General features: G+C 56.0%; 21 protein-coding genes. 10 read left to right on the top strand and 11 right to left on the bottom strand.

Annotation, left to right across the window (positions count from 1 at the left end; translation table 11 throughout):
- The first annotated feature begins 63 nt into the window (after positions 1-63).
- From OHL23_RS12640 to OHL23_RS12650, 3 genes are all read left to right on the top strand, one after another.
- Entirely contained in the window at positions 64-186 is a 123-nt protein-coding gene (locus OHL23_RS12640; RefSeq protein WP_263352244.1) for a hypothetical protein, read from the top strand.
- 469 nt (positions 187-655) lie between these two features.
- Positions 656-1,390: an HAD family hydrolase gene (locus OHL23_RS12645; protein ID WP_263352245.1), complete on the top strand. Its 735-nt coding sequence runs from the start codon at positions 656-658 to the stop codon at positions 1,388-1,390.
- A gap of 99 nt (positions 1,391-1,489) precedes the next feature.
- Positions 1,490-4,252 carry a TonB-dependent receptor gene (locus tag OHL23_RS12650; protein WP_263352246.1) on the top strand — a complete coding sequence of 921 codons (2,763 nt, stop codon included), beginning with the start codon at positions 1,490-1,492 and terminating at the stop codon, positions 4,250-4,252.
- Positions 4,253-4,328: 76 nt separating this feature from the next.
- On the opposite strand, the gene OHL23_RS12655 is transcribed toward OHL23_RS12650, so the two are convergent.
- The gene (locus OHL23_RS12655) at positions 4,329-4,574 is read right to left on the bottom strand and encodes a type II toxin-antitoxin system HicB family antitoxin (RefSeq protein ID WP_263352247.1); all 246 of its coding nucleotides are present in this window, start codon (positions 4,572-4,574) and stop codon (positions 4,329-4,331) included.
- A 225-nt stretch (positions 4,575-4,799) separates the two neighbouring features.
- Positions 4,800-5,087 (bottom strand): hypothetical protein, encoded by a 288-nt coding sequence (locus tag OHL23_RS12660; protein WP_263352248.1) that lies wholly within the window; start codon positions 5,085-5,087, stop codon positions 4,800-4,802.
- A 144-nt stretch (positions 5,088-5,231) separates the two neighbouring features.
- Between OHL23_RS12660 and OHL23_RS12665 the strand changes: the two genes are divergently transcribed.
- A complete protein-coding gene (locus tag OHL23_RS12665; RefSeq protein ID WP_263352249.1) occupies positions 5,232-5,786 on the top strand; it encodes a hypothetical protein in 555 nt (184 codons plus the stop codon).
- A 20-nt stretch (positions 5,787-5,806) separates the two neighbouring features.
- Here the strand turns inward: OHL23_RS12665 and OHL23_RS12670 are convergent, their stop codons facing one another.
- The 6 genes from OHL23_RS12670 to OHL23_RS12695 all read right to left on the bottom strand — a co-directional run bounded on the left by OHL23_RS12670 (position 5,807) and on the right by OHL23_RS12695 (position 10,158).
- A complete protein-coding gene (locus OHL23_RS12670) occupies positions 5,807-6,586 on the bottom strand; it encodes an SDR family NAD(P)-dependent oxidoreductase (RefSeq protein WP_263352250.1) in 780 nt (259 codons plus the stop codon).
- A 27-nt stretch (positions 6,587-6,613) separates the two neighbouring features.
- Positions 6,614-6,892: a DUF2164 domain-containing protein gene (locus OHL23_RS12675; protein WP_263352251.1), complete on the bottom strand. Its 279-nt coding sequence runs from the start codon at positions 6,890-6,892 to the stop codon at positions 6,614-6,616.
- A gap of 90 nt (positions 6,893-6,982) precedes the next feature.
- Positions 6,983-7,429 carry a hypothetical protein gene (locus tag OHL23_RS12680; protein WP_263352252.1) on the bottom strand — a complete coding sequence of 149 codons (447 nt, stop codon included), beginning with the start codon at positions 7,427-7,429 and terminating at the stop codon, positions 6,983-6,985.
- A gap of 67 nt (positions 7,430-7,496) precedes the next feature.
- Complete coding sequence (locus OHL23_RS12685) at positions 7,497-8,525, bottom strand: site-2 protease family protein (protein WP_263352253.1); 1,029 nt, start codon at positions 8,523-8,525, stop codon at positions 7,497-7,499.
- Positions 8,526-8,578: 53 nt separating this feature from the next.
- A complete protein-coding gene (locus OHL23_RS12690) occupies positions 8,579-9,133 on the bottom strand; it encodes a hypothetical protein (RefSeq protein WP_263352254.1) in 555 nt (184 codons plus the stop codon).
- Between the two features lie 329 nt (positions 9,134-9,462).
- The gene (locus OHL23_RS12695; RefSeq protein WP_263352255.1) at positions 9,463-10,158 is read right to left on the bottom strand and encodes a hypothetical protein; all 696 of its coding nucleotides are present in this window, start codon (positions 10,156-10,158) and stop codon (positions 9,463-9,465) included.
- A 1,058-nt stretch (positions 10,159-11,216) separates the two neighbouring features.
- Here OHL23_RS12695 and OHL23_RS12700 point away from each other — a divergent pair.
- Positions 11,217-11,582 (top strand): hypothetical protein, encoded by a 366-nt coding sequence (locus OHL23_RS12700; protein WP_263352256.1) that lies wholly within the window; start codon positions 11,217-11,219, stop codon positions 11,580-11,582.
- A gap of 159 nt (positions 11,583-11,741) precedes the next feature.
- Here OHL23_RS12700 and OHL23_RS12705 read toward each other — a convergent pair whose 3' ends face one another.
- Both OHL23_RS12705 and OHL23_RS28845 read right to left on the bottom strand, forming a co-directional pair.
- Positions 11,742-12,881, bottom strand: a complete 1,140-nt coding sequence (locus OHL23_RS12705; RefSeq protein ID WP_263352257.1) for a thioesterase domain-containing protein — start codon at positions 12,879-12,881, stop codon at positions 11,742-11,744.
- A 1,150-nt stretch (positions 12,882-14,031) separates the two neighbouring features.
- Positions 14,032-14,469 carry an AAA family ATPase gene (locus OHL23_RS28845; RefSeq protein ID WP_396127358.1) on the bottom strand — a complete coding sequence of 146 codons (438 nt, stop codon included), beginning with the start codon at positions 14,467-14,469 and terminating at the stop codon, positions 14,032-14,034.
- Between the two features lie 147 nt (positions 14,470-14,616).
- Here OHL23_RS28845 and uvrB point away from each other — a divergent pair, with 147 nt between their 5' ends.
- Together uvrB and OHL23_RS12715 are read left to right on the top strand one after the other, a co-directional pair.
- Positions 14,617-16,608 (top strand): excinuclease ABC subunit UvrB, encoded by a 1,992-nt coding sequence (gene uvrB / locus OHL23_RS12710; RefSeq protein WP_317891680.1) that lies wholly within the window; start codon positions 14,617-14,619, stop codon positions 16,606-16,608.
- 128 nt (positions 16,609-16,736) lie between these two features.
- Positions 16,737-17,117, top strand: a complete 381-nt coding sequence (locus OHL23_RS12715; RefSeq protein WP_263353236.1) for a response regulator — start codon at positions 16,737-16,739, stop codon at positions 17,115-17,117.
- Positions 17,118-17,269: 152 nt separating this feature from the next.
- On the opposite strand, the gene OHL23_RS12720 is transcribed toward OHL23_RS12715, so the two are convergent.
- The gene (locus OHL23_RS12720; protein WP_263352258.1) at positions 17,270-18,124 is read right to left on the bottom strand and encodes a universal stress protein; all 855 of its coding nucleotides are present in this window, start codon (positions 18,122-18,124) and stop codon (positions 17,270-17,272) included.
- 334 nt (positions 18,125-18,458) lie between these two features.
- On the opposite strand from OHL23_RS12720, the gene OHL23_RS12725 reads away from it, so the two are divergent.
- From OHL23_RS12725 to OHL23_RS12735, 3 genes are all read left to right on the top strand, one after another.
- A complete protein-coding gene (locus OHL23_RS12725; RefSeq protein WP_263352259.1) occupies positions 18,459-20,528 on the top strand; it encodes a heme lyase CcmF/NrfE family subunit in 2,070 nt (689 codons plus the stop codon).
- The gene (locus OHL23_RS12730; RefSeq protein ID WP_263352260.1) at positions 20,528-21,118 is read left to right on the top strand and encodes a cytochrome c-type biogenesis protein; all 591 of its coding nucleotides are present in this window, start codon (positions 20,528-20,530) and stop codon (positions 21,116-21,118) included. Before OHL23_RS12725 ends, OHL23_RS12730 begins: the two co-directional genes overlap by 1 nt.
- Positions 21,119-21,220: 102 nt before the next feature.
- On the top strand, positions 21,221-21,517 hold the full coding sequence (locus OHL23_RS12735; RefSeq protein ID WP_263352261.1) for a hypothetical protein: 297 nt from the start codon (positions 21,221-21,223) through the stop codon (positions 21,515-21,517).
- Positions 21,518-21,522 lie beyond the last annotated feature (5 nt).

A 21,522-nucleotide genomic window follows, 5' to 3' on the forward strand; every position in this document is an offset into this window, starting at 1 on the left:
CCTCAGCCCAGACCAATCCGAAAGGCTGGGAAGCTCGCGCAGGAGCTGATCCAGGCGCTCCAATTGAAGATCCTGCCCAATGAATCCGGCTGCCTCGTCATCATCGGAGTCTCCTCCGAGCAGGTTAACGTTGAGGGCCACGCCAAAACCTTGCGCCAGCCCATCAGCCCAAACTGGGTTCCGTGAACAGCAAGCCGCATTTGCCGAGAATTACCCTCAAATCAGCCAGAATAAAGTGAGACGAGCCCTGCCGTGAGACGCGCTCGTCCATCCGTCACCACCCGGGAAGAATCCGCAGCTGCAAATGCGCACAAAAACCGCCCTAAACGCCCTTTTAGCGACCAAATTCCTACCATAATCCAAACAATCGAAATGACTTACGCCCCCAAAACATCTACCCCTACCCCTCTAAATTCTCCTTTTATTCGCCCATATAGCGCCACCGCTATATCCCAAAACCACCTGAAAACCGGATCACAATCACCCCAAACTCCCCGTAACCGTATCTATAAGCAAACAAACCACATCCAACAAACTCCCTTGACACATCCCAGCGCCCCAAACCCCCGTAAAATGTTCCACGTAGAACACCCGTAGAACACTCCTCGTTACCTGCCGCAAAGCCGCAGACCCCGCTTTCCCGTAAACTGGAGTCATGTTGCGAATTCTTCGCCCCCTGCCAACAGACTCCATCCGACTGCTGGTCTTCGACCTCGACGGCACCCTGATCGACTCCTGCCAGGACCTCTGCAACTCCGTCAACGCCACACTGGAGCACTTCCACCTCCGTCCCCTGCCGGACGAAGTAATCGCCAGCTTCATCGGCGACGGCGCCGCCATGCTCATCCGCCGCGCTCTTGCCGTCCCCGGCGAGCTTCCCGCCAACGGACCTGCCCCGGCCGAGGCTTTCTTCGAGGAAGCTTTTGCCTACTTCCTTGCCTACTACCGCGCCCACAAGCTGGACTACACCACCGTCTACCCCGGCGTTCTCGAATCCCTCGAAGCCCTGAAAACCCTCCCCGATGGCAGCGCCCGCAAAATGGCAGTCCTGACCAATAAACCCGTTGGGCCAGCCCGGGCAATCTGCGACGGCCTTGGATTATCTCCTTATTTTTTCAGCATTTATGGCGGCGACAGCTTTCCTACAAAAAAGCCTGATCCATTCGGCCTGCAAACTCTGATGACAGAATCCGGCGCAACACCAGCGGAAACAGTGATGATCGGCGACTCCGACATTGACATCGCGACCGCACGCAACGCAGGAGCCTGGGCGATGGGATGCACCTTCGGTCTGGCCTCCGATACTTTGGAAGACGTCACGCCTGACGCTTTTGCCGATCACGCCTCCGCCTGGGCCCTGGCGCTCGGCGGTGCGGAAATTGTAGCGTGAACAAATTTCGCTGCTGAAACGTCCATAGATTGAGTTGTCATTAAATTGTCAGGTACGTCCATTTATTTCCCCGTTTATCATGCGGGTCAGGAGCTACCCTTGCACTCTGTCAAGTTTCGTTGTACTGCTCTGTCCTCTGCCTTGTCCGTTCCTGTTATTGCACTGATTTCACTTCCCTTTACCGCAGTTGCCCTGCCTGCGGCCGGGCCGGGCGTGACCGGTTCCGGAAGCTTCACCGCCACCTACCCGGCAATCGGACTCGGAAATGGCCCGGCGTCGTCTGCCCCGGCAGCGGTCGTGCGCGGAACCGTAGCCGACCCGAGCGGCGCGATTGTGCCCAACGCCGAGGTGGACCTTGTTGACGGCAAAGGCGCGGTAGCCGCAACACTGCACTCGGATGGCGAAGGTAATTTTCAACTGGCTGCTCCGGCGCTCGGCGACTACACGCTGGTTGTGTCGGAGGCGGGTTTCGACACGGTGAAGACAGTGGTGAAGCTTGGGCCGCAGAGCGCGCCTCCTCTGACACCCATGCTGCACATCGTGCTGCCGATTTCGGCGGCGTCGACAACGATCAATGTGAATGCCGGCAGCAGCGTCGATTTGACCGCGACAGACGCCAATTCCGATACGTCGGTCATGAGTGCGGATGATTTGAAAGCGTTACCAATCTTTGACAACGACTACGCCACGGCAATGAGCGCCTTTCTCGACTCCGGCACCGAAGGGACCGGCGGCGCGGGATTGCTTGTCGATGGCGTGGAGGCAAACCGGGCAACGGTTTCCGCCTCTGCAGTGCAGGAAGTTCGCATCAATCAGGACCCTTATTCAGCGCAGTATTACTGGCCCGGCCGGGGACAGATGGAGATCATCACCAAATCGGCCGCGGACCACTATCACGGCCAGTTCAATTTTTCCTTTCGCGACTCGGCTTTGAACGCGCAGAATGCGTTGGCGGCGACCAAGCCTGCTGAGCAGCGGCGCATCTATGAGGGGCATGTCACCGGGCCGATTCCACATGCCAAGAACAGTGGATTTCTCATCACCTTCAATCGGGCAGAAGAGGATCTGGATGCAGTCGTGGTGGCCACGCTTGCGCCCACGACGGCCGATCCTACGGGACTATTCCAGGCCAACGTTCCGGCGCCCACGCGCGACACGGAATTCAGCACACGGGCGTCGCACCAGTTCGGCGACCGGCACTCGGCCTATGCGCAGTATTCCTACCAGGATTGGAATGCTCAGAATCAGGGCGTTGGCGGCCAGACGCTGGCTGCCGCCGGCTACACCAACCGCTACCATGAAGACGACGTAATCTTTCACATCGATTCCACGCTGTCGCCGGTACTCCTGAACCAACTTTCGCTCGTATTCGAGCATGATCGCGGACAGAATCAGAACGCTATCGAAGCGCCGCAAGTGAGTGTCTCCGGCGATTATGTCGGCGGATCGGCGCAGAATGACTCGGTGTCCACGGAATACAACGCACGGCTAAACGATATGGTTACCTGGACTCATGGAAGACATACCGTTAAAGTCGGCGCCAGCATTCCGCATATCGACCGGCGCGTGCTCGACGATAACACCAACGATCAGGGGAGTTATACCTTCGCGCCGACGCTGGGTGCGAATGGAAATGTCATAGCCACCGCATTACAGAATCAGGCGGCCGACCTGCCGTCTGCCTTTACGGAAAACAGTGGCGTTTCGCGCTTTGTCTATCACCAGCAGGAGGCGGGTGCCTTTGCGCAGGATCAGTGGAAGATCACGGATCGCTTCTCGCTCACTCCGGGACTGCGCTATGACTGGCAGAACTTTCTGGCGCAGGATCGGTTGACCTTCTCGCCGCGCGTGTCGTTCGCGTGGGCCATTAACCCAGACCGCAAGATTGTGCTCCGCGGCGGCGGCGGTGTTTACTACGACCGCTTTGGCTCTGGCCCACTCATTGATCTTGCCCGCTATCAAAACGGGCTGCGGCGGTCTGTGAACCTTTCGCTAAATCCGGTAGCCGAGCCACAGTGTCTCGGCAATTCGATTTCCAGCTGCGTCGCCGATGCGCCGTATAACCTGGTGGAGTTGCAGCCGAACGCAAAGGTGCCGTATCAGATTCAGTATGGACTCTCGATCGAGCGCGGCTTCGGCAAGAGCGCGGTCGGAACGATCAGCGTGTATTCCGTGCGCGGCGACGACCGCTTCCGCTCCGTGGATATCAATGCGCCGACGCCGGAGTCCAATTACACCGAGCGGCCCAACCCAGCATATGGACGTATTCGCGAGATGCAACCCGAGGGAACGTTCATGGGCAATAGCATGGACATTTCCTTCCACGGCGCGCTGAACAAGTACTTTACCGGCTTCGGACGCTATACCTGGTCGCACTTCGAGTCCAACCAGGAAGGAATTGGATGGTTTCCGCAGAACCAGCTTGCACCCAATGACGAGTGGGCGAACTCAAGCTGGGACCGTCGCAATCGCCTTGGCATGTATGCCATCTTCAACCATGAGAGCGTCGCAAATCTGGCGGTGGGAATTTTCGCCAACGCGGGTTCACCGTGGACGGTGCTGACCGGCACCGATCCTTATGGCGATGATCTCTTTAATGCGCGGCCGGAAGGCGTGGCGCGCAACTCGGAGAACCTGCCCAACTATGTTGATCTCGACGTCCGCTGGGGACACGATTTCCATCTGACGCAGAGCAAGGAAGAGGAATCGCCGAAGCTGGGCTTTTCCGCAGGCGCATTCAACGTGCTGAACCACGAGAACGGGACGGCAGTGGATCAGGTGGAGAGTTCGTCGGAGTTTGGACAAGTTACGACGGTCGCTCCGCCTCGACGAATCCAGTTGGCGATGCGGTTTGAGTTCTAAGACAACCGTAGTTCACAAGCCTATCGGTTTCGAAATCGGGCGCGGCTGATACAGATCCGCGCCCGATTCTCCGTTTTCAGGCCTGCAGGTTGATACTTGTGTCCAGATTGTTTTCGGCCTCGATCAGGGTGCTTCCCGTCGCGCTCACGCCAGGAAGGTCGGGAACGGTGGCGACGTACTCCCCTGCCGAAAGGCTGATGTCTGTCGAGTAGGTCTTGCCTGCGACGCTGGTGGAATAAACAGTATTTTGAGCCACTAGGCTGGTCGTGCTCTGAGACTGCGCCAGGCTGGCTGCCGTTGCGGACGTGTTGTTGATCTGCATAGCGTTCCCTGCCTTTCTAAGTAACGATCACCGCGTAGGTTGGACACGTGGGTTGGAGTTGAACGGTCCAGCTCTCATCCATGAGAATTGTGGACAATTGCCGAGAATTACGGCAGTGGGTCAGTTTGAAAAAAGACCGACCCTCAGGGGCTAAACCCCTTTTATATTGCCGGGCTTAATGTACGGGCTGAAGCCCGTACCCTTCAAATTGACCCATCACCAGAATTACGCCCAGAAGGACACTGGAGCCGCAGTGGATGGCTGCGAAGACTCCTGCGCCTGCGAATTGGCTTTCGTTTCAAACGGCGTCCCGATTTCGAGCGCCGCAGCATTGAGCTTCGCGGCTGCATCCCGCAGTTCGCGAGCCCGCCGCAGCGACTGGGCGTTCTCTACGGCCTGGGCTCCGGCGAGAGCGTTACTGCCCGCAGTCGGAGCCATGGTGTGTGAATATGCATGCCGAACCTCCCTCCGGTAAGCGCGGAATATGACTTGCCACATTCCATGCAAAGCCAATACCAATCCTCCTTATCGGCGGATTGGAAAATTCCAATAGAATGCGGGATTCAATTGGATGGGAGTGGCGATCTGGCGTATGCGCGGCGGATTCCGGGAACTTCGGAATGGCTCGGCGCGTATTTCGCTCTCAGGAGGGCTGCCGTGCCACGAAATTCGTATCCCACGGTTCGACTTCTACGCGGTATCCTCGGAATCTTTATCTTTGTTCTCGCGACCGGATGGATGGTGACTCCAGCGCTTGCGGCTCAGGATGTGGTTCAGTTTGGAAATGCAATCAACGTTGCGCCGAGTGAGACGATCCACGATGCCGTCTGTTTTTTCTGCAGCGTGAATGTGAAGGGCAACGTCAATGGCGATATTGTTGCGTTTTTCGGCAGCGTGCGCATTGACGGCCACGCCAACCATGATGTCGTGGACTTCTTCGGCGATGTGAAGATAGCCGACAATTCCTCAATCGGCCATGACCTGGTGAATTTCTTCGGCGGAGTTCGCATGGGCGAAAACGCTACCGTCGGCCAGGATGAAGTGGTCATGTTTGGCGAGTTGCGCACTGCTTCGACCGCCAGCGTCGGAGGCGAGCGCGTGGTTGAGCCAGGATGGGTCTTCTGGGGACCGTTTCTGGCGATCTGTTTCGGAATATATTTTCTGGTCCACGAGCTCCGAAGCTATAACCGCAGGCGGATGATCCGCTTCTGAGTCGACGGTCTAGTGCTTCCCTAGGCCCAGCCGCCGTCGACGATATAACTTTGTCCGGTGATTGCGCTGCTGTCTTCCGCAGCGAGGAAGAGAGCGAGGCGTACCACCTCGTCCGGAAGAAGATGGCGTTTGAGGGCCTGATTGGCGAGGACCTCGGCGCTGTATTCAGGCGTCAGCCAGAGCCTCCGCTGCTTTTCGGTGACAATAGCGCCGGGCAGAATGGCGTTGACGCGGATGTTATCCTTGCCTACTTCGTGCGCAAGCGTACGGGTGAGACCGACGATTCCCGCTTTCGCGGTGACATAGACCGGCACGCCGACCGATGGGATCAGCCATGAGATGGAACTCATATTGATGATCGACGCGGAGCCGGATTGCTTCAGCGCAGGCAATGCTGCCTGAGTCACGAAGAACTGGTGGCGTAGATTGACGGCCATTAGGCGGTCCCAAGACTCAGGGGTCACTTCTTCAACGGTTTGCCGCAGGTCGTTGGCTGCGTTGTTGATGAGAATGTCGAGGCCACCCAGGGATTCAATTGTGCTCAACACGGATGTGCGAACTGCGTCCAGATCGGTGATATCGCAGTGGATGTAATCTGGCTTCGGGTGGCCGTTGGATTCTATCTGGTCGACCAATTGACGGGCTGCTTCATCCTGAATGTCGAAGAAGGCGACTCGTGCTCCCTGCTGAGCAAAGCCGGTCACAAAGGCTTCGCCAATGCCGGTGGCGCCGCCGGTGATGAGTACGCGGCGGCCTTTGATGCTCGGGTAGATGGCGAACTGAGATTCGTGATTGGTCATTGACTACCTTGGGACTTCCCTGTCCTGCTATCTTCGGCTTCTTCGCCTGGCGTCGACTTTGATCCAGTGCTGGAACTCATCGGCGTAGAGTTCCCCGTTCAGATCGGAAACGCGCTGCTGCATGCGCGTCTGCGCGTCGGAGATTGCCTGGTTGTAGATGGTGGGTCCGATCTCTTCGAGGAAGAAGTTGAGCAACAGGCCTGCGGGAAGTTCGCCAAGGGGTTCCGTCATATTCTCCTCAAAGTAACGCCGAAGCGAAGCAATGGCATCGGCGCGCGCCTGCTTTGATATCTCTATTTCCGTCATTCGGGGTGACTCCTGGTATAAGCGACACTTCATGATACCCGCGTCATGATACACGAACAGCCATGACCGCTAAAGCGAGGAAGACACGAGCTACTTGGACGGAGTTATATCCGTGACGGGCAGGTCCCAGTGGGATACCAGAATTTCAAAGCGTCGCTGCTCCTCGCGCTTGTAGGCCTCCTGATCGGGATAAAGCTGCTTGATAAGCACTTCTTCCTGCGGATTCGCAGTCGTTGCGATGGTGGAGTTCGGAAAGGTGATTGTGACGCGATAATCCCAGCGGCCATCTTCGGTGGTGTGGTATGCGGGGGACTCGATCTTGACGGAGGACATGCGGCCGGTTTCTACGATTTTTTTGAGGAGCGGATAGTGGTTCTTGAGGAAGAGCGAAAGGAACTCCTGCTGATGACCCCATTGCACCTTGTAGTAGTACTCGATGGTGTAGGGCGCATTGGCGGCGGCCTGCGGAGGCGCGCCCTGGGCGAATGCTGGAACGGCGGCAACGGCGAGAAGCAAGGCCAGGAGAATGCGGCGCATGATAGCTCCTTTGGAGGCATTCCGACGAGGATGGGAGCAATTCTATCCTGAGATGCGCGAATGGATGCTATCTGGCGGGAAGTCCCTGGTTGGCGAGGGTGTTGGGAGCGGCGTGGAGAATGACGGCAAGGGCGACCAGCAAAGCCGCGTAGTAGGTCCAGGTGCTCCAGTCTGATTGCTGAGGCTTGTCCTTCGTGAAGAGACGCCAGGTTGTACCCGCCGCGACGAAGAAGAAAATGCCTTCGCCGGTGTAGTACCAGAGCCCGAGCGCGGTTGCGAGCAATGCTGCTCGCTCGACGACGCCGAGAACGCTCGCTGCCTGACCGCCATCGAGGACCCAGATGGGGATAAGATTGAGGACGTTCAGGACAGCTCCGGTGCGGGCCAGAGCAGCCCAGAGCGGGTCGCCGGTCTGCGCGTAAATGAGAAAGCAGACAGCGGCGGCGATCCAGCCTGCGAGCGGGCCGGCGAGGGAGATCTGGGCGATCTGGCGGCGGGTGACGCCGAGGCTGGTCCAGCGGACGTAAGCTCCGAAGCCGGGGAGAAAGACGGGCATTTCAGCGGGCAACCCGCGGCGCTTGATGTCAACGAAGTGACCCATCTCATGAATCAGGATGCAGACCGAGATTCCGAGGCCGTAGCGCCAGCCGAAGATACTTACGTAGAGAGCGATGAAGAAGAGGAAGCTGAACAGGAATTTCAGCTTGAAAAGAAAGAGGAAGAGCGTCTTGAACTTGAGCAACAACAGGGCGAATGGACCAAGCGGACCCAGCTTCTTAACCCATCCCTGCGTGGCCTGGCCTTTGGCTGGCGCGGACTGTGGGGCGGGTTGCGTGGTCTCCAACGCTCGCATCCGTTCGCGGACCCATTCGGCTTGTTTTGAGCCGGGAGGCAGCAACGACAGGGACCGGTTCCATACCTCTCTTGCCTGCGAGAATTCGCCGTTCGATTCGTGAGCGCGGGCTTCCTGCGCCAACGAATCCAGTTCGCGACTATAGATGAGCGCCTGGCACTGAGGACAGGAGAGCGCCCCGAGTGGCAGGTCGGAGCCGCAGTTGGGACAATTGGCGATAGCTGAATGAGGAATGATCGACAAAGTTACACGATGCTTTCTAATCGATCATAACTGGTTGAGCCAGAGTTTGATGGTCACGGAGCTGCCACCCAATACGGACCGTCTACACTGAGCGGCTTCGGACGGGTCATCTTCCATGCGACGCAAAGGCCCAGGAAGAGCATCGCCATGCGGATTCCGGCGGCAACGAAATTTGTTCCCAGACCAAGGAAAGGAGAAGCAACGCCCCAAATCGGGACCTGATTCAGCAGACCAGCCCAGTTGGTCGAGGAACCTGACTGGGAAAACGCCTCATACAGGTTCACTGGAATCGCGGCGAGGGAAATTGCCGAATAAGTCAGCACGACAGCCGCAAATTGGTATCGGCCTCCACCCAGGCCATTGGAGCCGTATTTCATGGACATGCCAACGATCCAGGCGACAACAAGTGCAAGATAACCAAGCGTGCTATGCGTGGCGATCGTGAATCCGGCATAGAGGATGGAACCCACAATCGCTCCTCCGATGCCGAAGAACAGAGCCAGGGCATAGGCAACCTGACTATCGGAAGATCGCCCGGTGCGCGCCTGCACGGCACAGGAGGGGCAGACCATCTGGCCGTTGATACGAAAGTATTCGAACGAGATCAAGTTATTGCAGTTGCGGCAAAGCTCGGTACGAGATAACTCTGCTAACTCGGCTCCTTGAAACCGCGGAAAATCCGGGTGGGAAGTGTGACTCGCGGGTAACGAGTCCAAGTTAGAGGTGTTTTGTTCTAAGCTATACATAACTCAGGAGAGTAGCATTGATTCACACACAAGCTACTACTCCATCGGTGAGTCTTTGGTAATTTACGGTAACATTGCAGGAAACTCAGTTTCACAATAGAACATACGACATCTATGTCATGGGTTATATATTTTGCGATTGCTGGATTATGTTGGAGTTATTTAATTGTGCCGTGGAGGCTGGCTTTGCACTATTTCAGGCTGAAAGGTCCGGACACGACCAGGGGCCTGAGACGCGTTAGTTGCCACGCGATAGTCACGCTGAACAGGAGGACGATCAGGCCGATGCCGGCATTGACTGTGTTGTTTGCGAGGCCCCGGAAAGGTGAGGCAAGGCCGGTGAGTACGAGATCCGTGAGCAGCGCACTCCACTGGGAGGTGAATCTGGTTAAGGAATCGAGGTTATTGTAAGTGCCGTAGAGAAATGCCGGGAGTGCCTTGAGGGCAACGGCGAGATACGTGAGCGCGGCGGCAACGACCTGGACGCGAAATCCACCAACGCTTCTCGCTCCAGCCATGACGGTCTTGCCTACGATCCAGCCGACAAAAAGAGCCAGATAGCCGACGGTCCAGCCCATATCGGAGTTAAGAGCGGCATAAATAGCGCAGCCTGCGCTTGCGCCGACGATGCCGAAGAGAAGCGCGCCAAACAGGGAGCCGTGGCTCGGCGTCGAGATGCCTGCATGAATCTGATCGGCGCAGGTCGAACAGATCTTTTGGCCATTTACCCGGTAAAACTCACTGAAGATGAAATGGCTGCATTGGCCGCAGCGCAGTTTAGCCTTCTTTCCGTACTCTGCCGAGGAGAACTGCGGCAGGAAGGCATTCGTCTCACGGCGCAGGGACGTCGCAGCCAATTCCTGCGTAGTTTGGAGGGATTCTGGCATGGATGACGCGAGATTACACGAATTCGCAGGAATGCGCGCTATTAATTTCGCGATTTTTAGTAATGGCTAGTAATCAAGGGTCCAGTGTTGGCAGCCTGTGCGGGCTCTTGCTTAATGTGTAGGGTGACGCAGGCATTTTTGGCGCTGTGAACAGCGTCCTGGCGCGGCGTCATCTGTGCGTGACTTCCGGCTCGCTGCTATACCTTGTAGGGGCCGTCCAATCGATTGAGATTGCGCGACCTGGAGGCGAGGATATTCAAAAATCGGTCGAAACTCAAAAAACGGTCGAAGGGTGACCGGTTTTCGTTTGAACGGCGAGCGCGGGCCAGAATAGCGCACAGGGCGCACGCCACTTGACCGCTGACGCGGTAGTAGACACCGCAGAGGAAATTGCCGCAGATTGGGCAGCGGTCTATGCAGCACGCCTCGCCTTTTCCAGCGGAGGTGGGAAGCGAGTGAGCAGAGTCGAATGAGGGACTCGCGGACGCTCCGGGCTTGGATGTATTTTGAATTGAGTTATCCATAACTTAGGCGAGAGTAGCACGGTTGCTGTCAATAGCCAGCTTATAAATAGAGATAATTCTAGTAACTCTGGGTAACCATCGCTAGCTTCCTTGCGCCTGGAGCAATACTTACGACATTTATGTCTGCTATTATGCTCAAGTTTTTGAGCCATTTAAAAAGGAAAATAGCTTTCGAATTCGCTTGATGTGTCTTGAAACGAGACATAGTAAGGTTGCCGTGTCGTCTAAGCACTGAGCTGTTGTAAGTGGTGGTCGAGATGTTGTACATTCCTTTGCCCCGCTTTTCGGCGGTTAGTTTTCCAATGAAGCAGTGAGGATTCTTCGTGCAAGCTGCCAGGCCACCTTTGCAGAAGCGGTCAAGCAGGGCGATGAACCTGTGCCGTTCCGCGACGGTTGATTCGTAGAGGCTCTTCGTGGTGGGTCAGTGCACTTGAGTTGAGTTGATCGAGCTGGCGATTCTTCACGAAAGATTGCCCCGTCACGTGGTTGGACCGATGCTACACTTCTCCTGCTTCTTATGGGGGTTCGATTTCCATGTTCGAAAGCGACATCAATACGGTGATTGGCGCGATCATCGAGTTGTTCACGCAGATGGGTAACCCGCCCCCTTTGCAGGCGGGACAATGGGGGCCGACGATTACGACTTATTGCGGGAACGGGGCCTGGAATATGCGAGGCACGTCCAATTACTTCAACTGCGGGGTGAACCAAGGTCCGAATACACCCGGCCCGTTTGGACAGAAAGGGCATCTCTCCCGGCAAGATGGTGAGAACGTTGCTTTCTGGTTCGAGCAGCAGTACGCGCAGTTTCGGCCCAACGTGCTCCAGCAGGGGACGAAATGGAACTTCACGATGGTGATCGGCCACTATGCGTTCAACTTTCATATGGAGATCGGTTGACGGCGGGAAACTGTTCCACGCAGAGCACTGTTGGTGAATGGAGCAGACTTGGCTCGAAGAGTTGTTGCGATTGGTTTGTTTTCAGGTGTATGGAGACGCCTGCTTATTGGGATGTTTGCGCCTCGTTGCAGCAAATGGGGATGTCGGTGATCCCCTGTATCAAGACGTTTCGCGGCGCGTGGAGTCTGTGGGATCGAATGTGTTCAGGTTCATCACGTCCTTTACATATTGTTCCGGGGAGTTCGCGGTACGACTTTCCGGATAAACAGCAGCTCCAGACGTAGACAAGGAAAGTTTGTCCAGTTCACCCCGTAGATGCTTGGCGAGCGGGCGGCCATCCTTCTCTTCGAAGATGGTCACATGCGTTCCTTCTACTACGCAAACACTTACTGAGTCGGCGATGTCTCTCCACTTTTCTTCCACTCTGGTTTCAAGCCGCAGCGGCTGGGCCGTTGACACGTAGACCAGCATGGGACCGGAGTATTTCTTCGGTACATATTCCTCAACTGCGGTATGCAGAGCTTTTGCATATTCCTGTGCGTCCCGGGGGATATGGTTAAAAAAGGACAATCGACTCTCTGCCGGATGGCGCTGAATAAGACCGGCTGCTTCCCTGCGTCTTTCCTGTACCCTTGTAATGGATTCATTTGCTTTATTCCAAATGACCTTTACGGCCGACAGAAGAGATGGATTCCGCTTGACTTCTTCATAGGCCCACTCGGCGAAATTTCTATTCTGGAAATAAAAGCGCGCACACTTTTCGAAGATACCGAAGGGTCTTTTGTCGGCTGGGGTATTGAGCGGTCCAAAATCGATTGCGATCAGCAGGGCAACTTCCCTGTCATGGACGTTCTTCAATTGTTGCGCCATTTCAAGAGCAATGACCGCACCCACGGACCAACCAGACAGAGCGAGCGGGCCTGCCGGCTGAAATTTTTGAAGCGCATCGACATAATATTTTGCGAGCTCCTGAACCGAACTGCCGCGTTCGGCATTTCGTTCGGAGGAAGGTGGGTGGATGCTAAAGAATGGCTGGTCTGGGCCAAGCATCTCCGCCAGACGAAGAAAGTCTGTAGAGCTCGGGTTTAAGGAATTTACGCCATAGAAAGGGATGCGGCTGCCGTCGTCCATGGCCACAACATGGAGAGGCGTGATTGGCCCACCCACCTGGCCTTTGCCTGAACGCCACCTTGCCTCCTTCCAGCGCAAAGCGAATGCGATTTCGCGCATCTTCGTGATACTCGAAGTTCCAGTATCGATGTCCAAGACATTGCGATTATCTTCAGGCGTGGCGTTCATAAGAGCGTTTTTCTCAAACTTTCAGATACGAACGGACACCGACAAGTGCATTTGACTACTGGACACCTGTGGCTGTTCAACTGCATTACTGCTTGAGTGCAAGATAACCTGGAATGATAGTCGAATTGTACGTGCCCCGGCTCAGGAGCAAAAAATCCTGGAACCGGTAGGCATGGTGAGGACTACTAGCTGCAACGACCGCAGGGGAGGCGGATCCTAATCTACACAGCCGTGCTTCACTCACCGCACTAATCAATTATTGTAATTAGCCCCTTGCGCAATCGAAAGAAAATTATTATTGCGCCGATCTCGGCCATCTTGCGCTTATGAGGATTTTGCGATCATCTCATTCGGATCATTTCGCGTAATTTAAGGGTTTTATAGGCCGAATTCGCCTTATGTTCACCTTTTGGGCTATGGACCGGACTTAAAGGTAGCCCGGAGGAAGACGCGGCGCTCTGACATAAGTCATAGCGAATCCCGCAACCGGAGCTTAATCTTTGATGTGAGCAGGCTTCTCGATTTTGCCGAGGAGGCGAGCGATGAAAGCGACTCAAGTACTCGGGTGCGACCCCGTCTCGCGCAATTGGCTTGTGCCCGCAAAAGCAGAAAGGACTTAAATGGAAGCATTTTCACTTGGTTTTTGGGGCCTTGCCGACCAGAGTCTCCAATGGATTGGAAGAGGTGCTGCGTGGGTTCTGTTGAGAAGGCGTTACCCAAGAGACGAAAGCGCTCTTTGTGCCGCAACAGGCGGTGCGCTTCTATGCGCGGTGTTCGGCGGAGCCATCGGATTTGCTCTTTCTGATCCTTCGCGAGATATAAGCGCGATTGGAGGAACGATACTTGGATGTTTGCTAGGGATGTGCACAGGAATCATTTTCGGAGCGTTTGTTGAAACTGTCGACAGCGCGATTAAAGACCTGCTGAGATCTTTGAATTCGAAATAGCTATCAAATTTAGTTAGCTTTCAACCCTGGAGCGCATTAGCTGGTCTTGTTACCCAGGGCGTTGCTCTGGGCTGGGATAGCGATGCGCCTTTGGCGCTTTGGGTTGGTCGAGATTATCGGAGCGTGCTGAGTCGGAGGGCTCGAAAGAAGCCGGGTTTTGTCGCTTGCGCATGGCCGAGTGGGGGCTTTGAGAAGCCCAGGTCTCAGAGGCGAGACCTGGGGCACCCTCGATTGTTACTTATTGAGATCTGGGCCACCCGCCATTCGAATGAATATAAAACAGACGCATTATAGGATTTGGACACAACGATTGACGTGGATTTTAGAGTCCCTTGACCATATTTGAATGCTATCGATTTTGTTTCGCTTTCCGACAGTAGAAACTCCGCGTGAATTGGCTCTGCTTCGTCGAGAACTTTTCCCTCTCGGCGATGTCTTTTGTCGAGCCATGCTGGATATTGCTTCTTGACCTCAAATTTCGCGCTCGCGTTCACTGGCCTGAGCCTGTAGAGCGCATTCAGAAACGCGCTCTTTCCTGATTCGTTCTTCCCTACTATGCAAGTGACATCGCTTTGGATGGCCACCTCGTTGGAGTCGAGGATGCTCTTGAAGTTCTCTACTCGGACACTCGTAAGTTTCATCTAACCCCCATATTCTTGTTGTGCTTGAAGATATCAGATTGATTCTATTCCTAGACCTCGCTTTGCGATTGTAGTCGATGGGCAAATCTCCAATATATTGCGGACGATATTTCGCCTTATTTTCGCCTTTCTTGTATACTGATTGCTATGGACTTTCAACTCGTTACGCCTTATCAGCCTAAGGGGGATCAGCCTAAGGCTATCTCGGAACTGGTGTCGGGGTTGGCTGCCGGGGAGCAGCACCAGGTTTTGCTGGGGGTTACCGGGTCGGGTAAGACTTTTACCATGGCCAAGGTGATCGAGGAGTTGAATCGGCCTGCGCTCATTCTGGCACATAACAAGACGTTGGCGGCGCAGCTTTATAACGAGTTCAAGCAGTTCTTCCCCTCGAACGCGGTCGAGTACTTTGTCAGTTATTACGACTATTATCAGCCGGAGGCTTATATTCCCGCCGGGGACTTATATATCGAGAAGGAAGCTACGATCAATGAGGAGTTGGACAAGCTTAGGCTATCGGCTACGCGAAGCTTGTTTGAGCGGCGGGATGCGATCATTGTCAGTTCGGTGAGCTGTATCTATGGTCTTGGTTCGCCGGAGGCTTACTACGGGATGTTGTTGTTGCTGGAAAAGGGGCAGCGAATTCACCGCAAGGATATCTTGCGGCGGCTGGTGGAGATTCTGTATGAGCGGAACGATCACGACTTCCGGCGCGGAACATTCCGGGTGCGCGGGGATGTGATCGAGGTCTTCCCTACTTATGACGAGAATGCTTACCGGATTGAGTTGTTTGGGGACGAGATTGAGTCTTTGTCCCAGATCGATCCGTTGTTTGGGACAGTGAAACAGAAGTATGCGAGGCTGCCGATTTATCCCAAGAGCCACTATGTAGTGCAGCCGGAGCGCAAGGCGCAGGCTATCGAAACCATTGTGGCCGAGCTGGCGGATTGGGAGGCTGAGTTAGAGAAGCAGGGGCGAATGGTGGAGGCGCAGCGCATTCATCAGCGGGTGCGGTTTGACCTGGAGATGATTAAGTCGATGGGTTACTGTCATGGGATTGAGAATTACTCGCGGCACTTCAGCGGACGGCTGCCGGGTGAGCCTCCGCCGACGCTGCTGGATTACTTTCCGAGGGACTTTCTATTATTCGTCGATGAGTCGCATGTAACGATCCCGCAGGTGCACGGGATGTGGTTTGGCGACCAGAGCCGGAAGCAGAATCTGGTGGATTATGGGTTTCGGCTGCCTTCGGCAAGGGATAACAGGCCGCTGAAATTTGACGAGTTTGAAAACCGGATCAACCAGACGATTTATGTTTCGGCGACTCCGGGGCCGTATGAGCTGACCAAGGCGGCCGGGGTGGTGGTGGAGCAGGTCATTCGGCCGACGGGGCTGATTGATCCGGAGGTTGAGATTCGTCCGGTGAAGGGGCAGATTGACGACTTGCTGGGGGAGATTCGCGACCGGGCGAAGCGCAATGAACGGGTGCTGGTGACGACGCTGACCAAACGTATGTCCGAAGACCTGGCGGGGTATTACACCGAGGTCGGCGTGCGCTGCCGGTATATGCACTCGGAGATTGAGACGCTGGAGCGGATCAAGATTCTGGCGGGGCTGCGCAAAGGTGAGTATGACGTGCTGATCGGGATCAATCTGCTGCGGGAGGGGTTGGATCTGCCGGAGGTTTCGCTCGTCGCGATTCTGGATGCGGACAAGGAAGGTTTTTTGCGGTCGACGGGGGCGCTGATTCAGACGATTGGGCGCGCGGCGAGAAATGTCGAGGGTCGGGCGATTTTGTATGCCGACAGGATGACGGATTCGATGCGCCGGGCGATTGACGAGACGGACCGAAGACGTGAGATTCAAAGAGCTTACAACCTGGAGCATGGGATTACGCCGCAGTCGATTTTGAGCAAGCTGGAGAATTCTCTGGCGGCGATTTTGAAGGCGGAATATGGCGATCCACTGGAGGAAGCGGCGGAGGGAATGCCGGAGTTTGCCTCGCAGGCTGAGCTGGATAAGTACCTGGAGGGGATGGAGGCGCAGATGCGGGAGGCGGCCAAGAAATTTGAGTTTGAGAAGGCGGCGAAGTTGCGGGACACCATCAAGGAGCTGCGGGCGAAGGAGTTCTTGTTCGGTTAGGGATGGCAAAACCGATTAACTTCCAGTATTTTCAGGCAACCTCTGCGCACTTTAGCACATCTATGTGGCTAGTTGGTAAATACCGGGGGAAAAGCTAGATGGTAACATTCATCCGGCCACGGGTGATTATGGAGAAGATTTTGCTAGTGGACGACAATCCACTTCGGGCCTCAATGAGGAAATCGTTATTGGAGGGTAGCGCACCGGATGTGGTGCGAGCGCTGGATGCGTCTGAGGCGCTGTGCCTGGTGGAGTCGCCGGAGTTTGCGCAGGGGCTGGCGCTGGTGATTACCGGACATGCGATGAAAGGGATTTCAGGGCCAGAGTTTGTGGCGGAGTTTCGCAGCAGGATGCCGGCGGTCCCCGTGCTGGTTCTTAGTGCCGTGCCGAATGCGGAGCAGGAGTATCAGGGGATTCCGGATGTCCTGGTTTCGCAGACGACGTCACCGGATGAGCTGAGGTCGCTGGCGCGGGGGCTAGTGGTTTCCCGGCAGAAGCGAACGGCTTGAGAAACTGCCTTCCGTGTAACGGGTTTTGCGGTCGCAGAACAGCTTCGGCTAGAGAGTCCTGATAGAAAGACAGAGTGAAAAATGTCCGTCATATGCGCCGGTTTCCGGCGCAATTTTTATTGACATTTACGTCTATTTACTTACGTCACAGTTCATTCCATGCGGATGGTCAGGACCGGGCAGCTGGCTCCGTAAAGAATCTCCAACAGGGTGTGGCCGAGGAGGATCTCACGCAGGACGGAGTGCTTCCTGACGCTGGTGATGATGAGATCTGCTCCAGCTCTGGCTGAGGCCTGGCAGATAGTTGGGCCTATTGCACCCTCCAGAACTTCCACTTTGGTATCGGCGAACTGCACCACCGCATGGAGTTGCTCCGTAGCGGCTTCGATTCGCTCCGGGGTTGCGTGTTTCGGCAATACATGCGCGAGGGTGTATTCGACGGGCAAGCGACGTCGAAGGGCGCGGGCGTATTCGAAGTTCCGAATGGATTCGGGGCTGAGGTCTGTGACGCCGAAGACGTGGAAATGACCTTCGCCAACCCATTTGCGGACTGGGCGGCAGTCGGCGACAGTCAGCACAGGGATCATGGTTTTGCGCAGAATGCGTTCGGCGGTCGAAGCAAGCGCGAATCCGCCGAAGTTTGATGCGGCTTGCGTTCCGAGAACGAGTATGTCGACCCGGTATTCGGCGATAACCTGCTCGATCTGGGTGTCGAGGTCACCCTTGCGCATCAGTATCTGGCAATCGATGTGCTGCATTCTGACGGACTCGGCGAGTTCTTCGAGGGCCGATTCGCTGCGCTGGAGAATTTCGAGCGTCGCTCCAGGGACGCTGTTTGCCACGAAGGCTGTCGCGTTGAGGACGTGCATGAGCAGGAGGGATGCGCCGTAGACATGCGCTACCGCGATCGCATGTTCCAAGACCAGGGATGTCTTGGGCGAGAAATTTACGGGAACCAATATCCGGTTTACTTTGCCTTCGAGAAAGTTGCCTGGTGTGTCGTTCATTCGTGCTTTCCTCTCGGCTTCTAGGCTGTCTCATCTCTAAGTTCGGCGAATGAGGTTATGCATTATTCCTGGCATCGCCTTCCGCCCTCTGTGAGATGAGCGGCGCGGATCTTTGATCCGGAATTTGTTCGCGTCCAGTTCGCTTCAGGGGTCGGAAGCGAGGTGTCCTACGACTCCGCATTACGACACCGCATTCCGTCTCCTCAAACCTTTGGTTGAGTTTCGTAACAATTGCTTTCCATAGGATGAGACTGGCTTTACGAGGCGCTTGGTAGCGTGTGGCGGCTGGTGCGACAATCGATTGTGACAAATAGGGCGGAGTGGCGAAAAGCTTATGGCGGCATTTGGTAGTTTTGCTCTTCTGATTGGACTAGCGCTGGCGGCTTATAACCTGTTTGCCGGCGGAATTGCGCTGCGTCTCCTGGCTGTCGGCGGGCTGGCGAGGGTTTCGCCGGAGAGGCTGGCTGAGACGGCGCGGCGGGCGGGGATTGCCGGATTTGCGGCGGTTACGGCTGCGGCCTTTGCGCTGAGCTGGTCGGTCTTCCACAACGATTTTTCTATCGAATATATTGTCGAGCACTCGAATATCGCACTGCCCGCGCCGTATAAGTTCGCCGCGCTTTGGAGCGGGCAGGAGGGTTCGCTGCTGCTGTGGGCATGGTTGCTGGCGGCGTATGGGTTTGTGCTGCGACTGACGCATAAGAGCGACGTGAAGCTTCATGCCTATGCCGGAACGATTCTGGCCGGGGTGCAGGTCTTCTTTCTGCTGTTGCTGAACTTTGCCGCGCCGCCGTTTTCGCTGGTGCGGGGCGGGGTTGCGCCGGCGGATGGGAATGGCCTCAATCCCCTGCTGCAGTATCCGGAGATGGTGATTCATCCGCCGATGCTGTACCTGGGATATGTGGGATTCACGGTGCCGTTTGCGTTTGCACTGGGCGCGCTGATGATGCGGTATCCGGGTGAGAAGTGGATTCACATCACGCGGCGCTGGACGATGTTTACCTGGATGTTTCTGACCATCGGGATCTTCCTTGGTATGCACTGGGCATATGCGGTGCTGGGCTGGGGCGGGTACTGGGGTTGGGACCCGGTGGAAAATGCTTCGCTGATGCCGTGGCTGACGGGCACGGCTTTTCTGCATTCGGTGATGATGCAGGAGAAGCGCGGCATGATGAAAAGCTGGAATGTCTGGCTGATCTTCTCGACTTTCATGCTGTCGATTCTTGGGACGCTGCTGACGCGCGCGGGGCTGGTGAGTTCGGTTCATGCCTTTGCTCAGTCGTCGATCGGGAACTGGTTTGTGGCGTTCCTGGTGCTGATCGCTGTCGTCTGCATATTCACCTTTGTTTTGCAGAAGGATCATCTGAAGTCGGAGCATCGCGTCGAGTCGCTGGTGAGCCGGGAGTCGAGTTTTCTCTTCAATAATCTGGTGCTGCTGGCGGCCTGCTTCACGATTCTTTGGGGGACACTGTTTCCGGTGCTCTCGGAGTATGTGGAGGGGACGAAAACGACGCTCTCGGGCGCGTATTACAGCCACATTGCAATACCGATCGGCGTGTTTCTGCTGCTGCTGACAGGCGTTGGGCCGCTCTTGGCGTGGCGGGCATCGTCGTTCAAGAGCCTGCGGCGGAATTTTATTCTGCCCGGGGTTGCGTTTGGGGTGACGGCGATCGCCTGCATCGCGGTGGGGTTGAAGCCGTGGGCGGATGAGGGCGTTTTTTATTCGCTGATGACGTTTTCGCTGGCGGCGGCTGTGGCTACGGCGGTTGCTTCGGAGTTTCTGCGCGGGGCGGCGGTGGTACGGCGGCAGACGGGCAAGGATTATCTGTCGTCGACGATTCTGCTGGTTCGGAGGAGCACTCGGCGGTATGGCGGATACCTGGTGCACTTTGGCGTGGTGATCATCTTTATCGGATTTGCCGGTTATGCCTTCAATCGCAGCGCGGAAAAGCCAATGGGGCCGGGCGACAAGATGGAGATTGGGCCGTATACGCTGGTGAACCTCGGCAATACGCAGGAGTCGAACGCGAATTACGACTCGGAATTTTCGCTGCTGGATGTTTATCAGAACGGCAAGAAGGTGCTGGCCCAGTCGATGGCTCCCGAGAAGCGCGTTTACGCGGTGAACGGGCAGCCGCAGACGATGGTGGCCAACCACTCGACGATGCAGTGGGATTTATATGTGGTGTATGAGGGACGGGATTCGACGACCGGGTTGCCGATTATCAAGGCCTTCCTCAATCCTCTTGTGATGTGGATCTGGGTGGGGCTGGTTGTGGTGGTGCTTGGAACGCTGGTGGCGCTGGTGCCGAGTCTCAGCCCGTCGCGGGCTGCGGTGGCTGTACCGGTGCCGCAGCCTGGGCCGATGCAGGCTGCTGTGGGAGTGACTGGGGGCGGAGATTGATGCGGTTTCTTAACGGGCGTGTGTTGGACCCCATCCTTTGTGCAAAATCGCCCAAAGGATGGGGCACCCAGATTTCCAGATTCTCCAATATCCGGCCCAAATTTTCGGGACCGTTGGCTCGTGTGGCTCAGGCCCTGCTGGTCGCTTGCGTGGTTTGTTTTTCTGTGGGGGCGACTGATCCGCAGGCTCGGTTTAACGATCTTGGCCACAAGATGATGTGCACCTGCGGGTGCGGCCAGGTGCTGCTGGAGTGTAACCATGTGGGCTGCACGGTTTCGGGTGGAATGCGGGATGAGTTGACCGCGGGCCTCGCCACGGGCATGAACGACAGCCTGATCCTGCAGAGTTTTGTGCAGAAATACGGGGCGACGGTGCTGGCTGCTCCGACGACTCAGGGGTTTGATCTGGTGGCCTGGATCATGCCGTTTCTGGTTGCAGCCGTTGCCCTGGTGGGAACGATTCTGCTGGTGCGGAACTGGGCGAAGAATCAGGCCCAGCTCGTGCATGTTGGGGCAGATGGCAAGGCTCGACCGCCGGGTATTGGAGCCGAAATGCGGGACCGGATTCGCAGGGAAACGGAGACGGATTAAAGCATCTGCGTACCCCACCCTTTGGGCAAAAGACGCGCCAAGGATGGAGCGCCCGAAGATTTGGTTTAAGACAGAATTCAAGAGCGCGAGCGAGGGTTCGATATGTCGAGTACGGACGGGATGATTGGCGGCGCGGTATTGGCGTTGCTGCTGTTTCTCTTTACCTTCTGGCCGGAGAAGAATGCGGCGGTGCAACGGCAGAAAACACGGCTGGATTTTCTGGAAGAGTTGAAGGAACAGATCTACGCGAATCTGCGCGACCTCAATTTTGAGTATCAGGCGGGCAAATATCCGCTGGAGGATTACACGGTCCAGCGCGGGATTCTTGAGAAGGAAGCGGCGACGGTGCTGGCGGAGATGGATTCGCTTCAGGCACATGCAACAGGGGTTAGGCATTAGGGAAT

It is taken from the genome of Acidicapsa acidisoli, assembly GCF_025685625.1.
GTDB classification, from domain to species: domain Bacteria; phylum Acidobacteriota; class Terriglobia; order Terriglobales; family Acidobacteriaceae; genus Acidicapsa; species Acidicapsa acidisoli.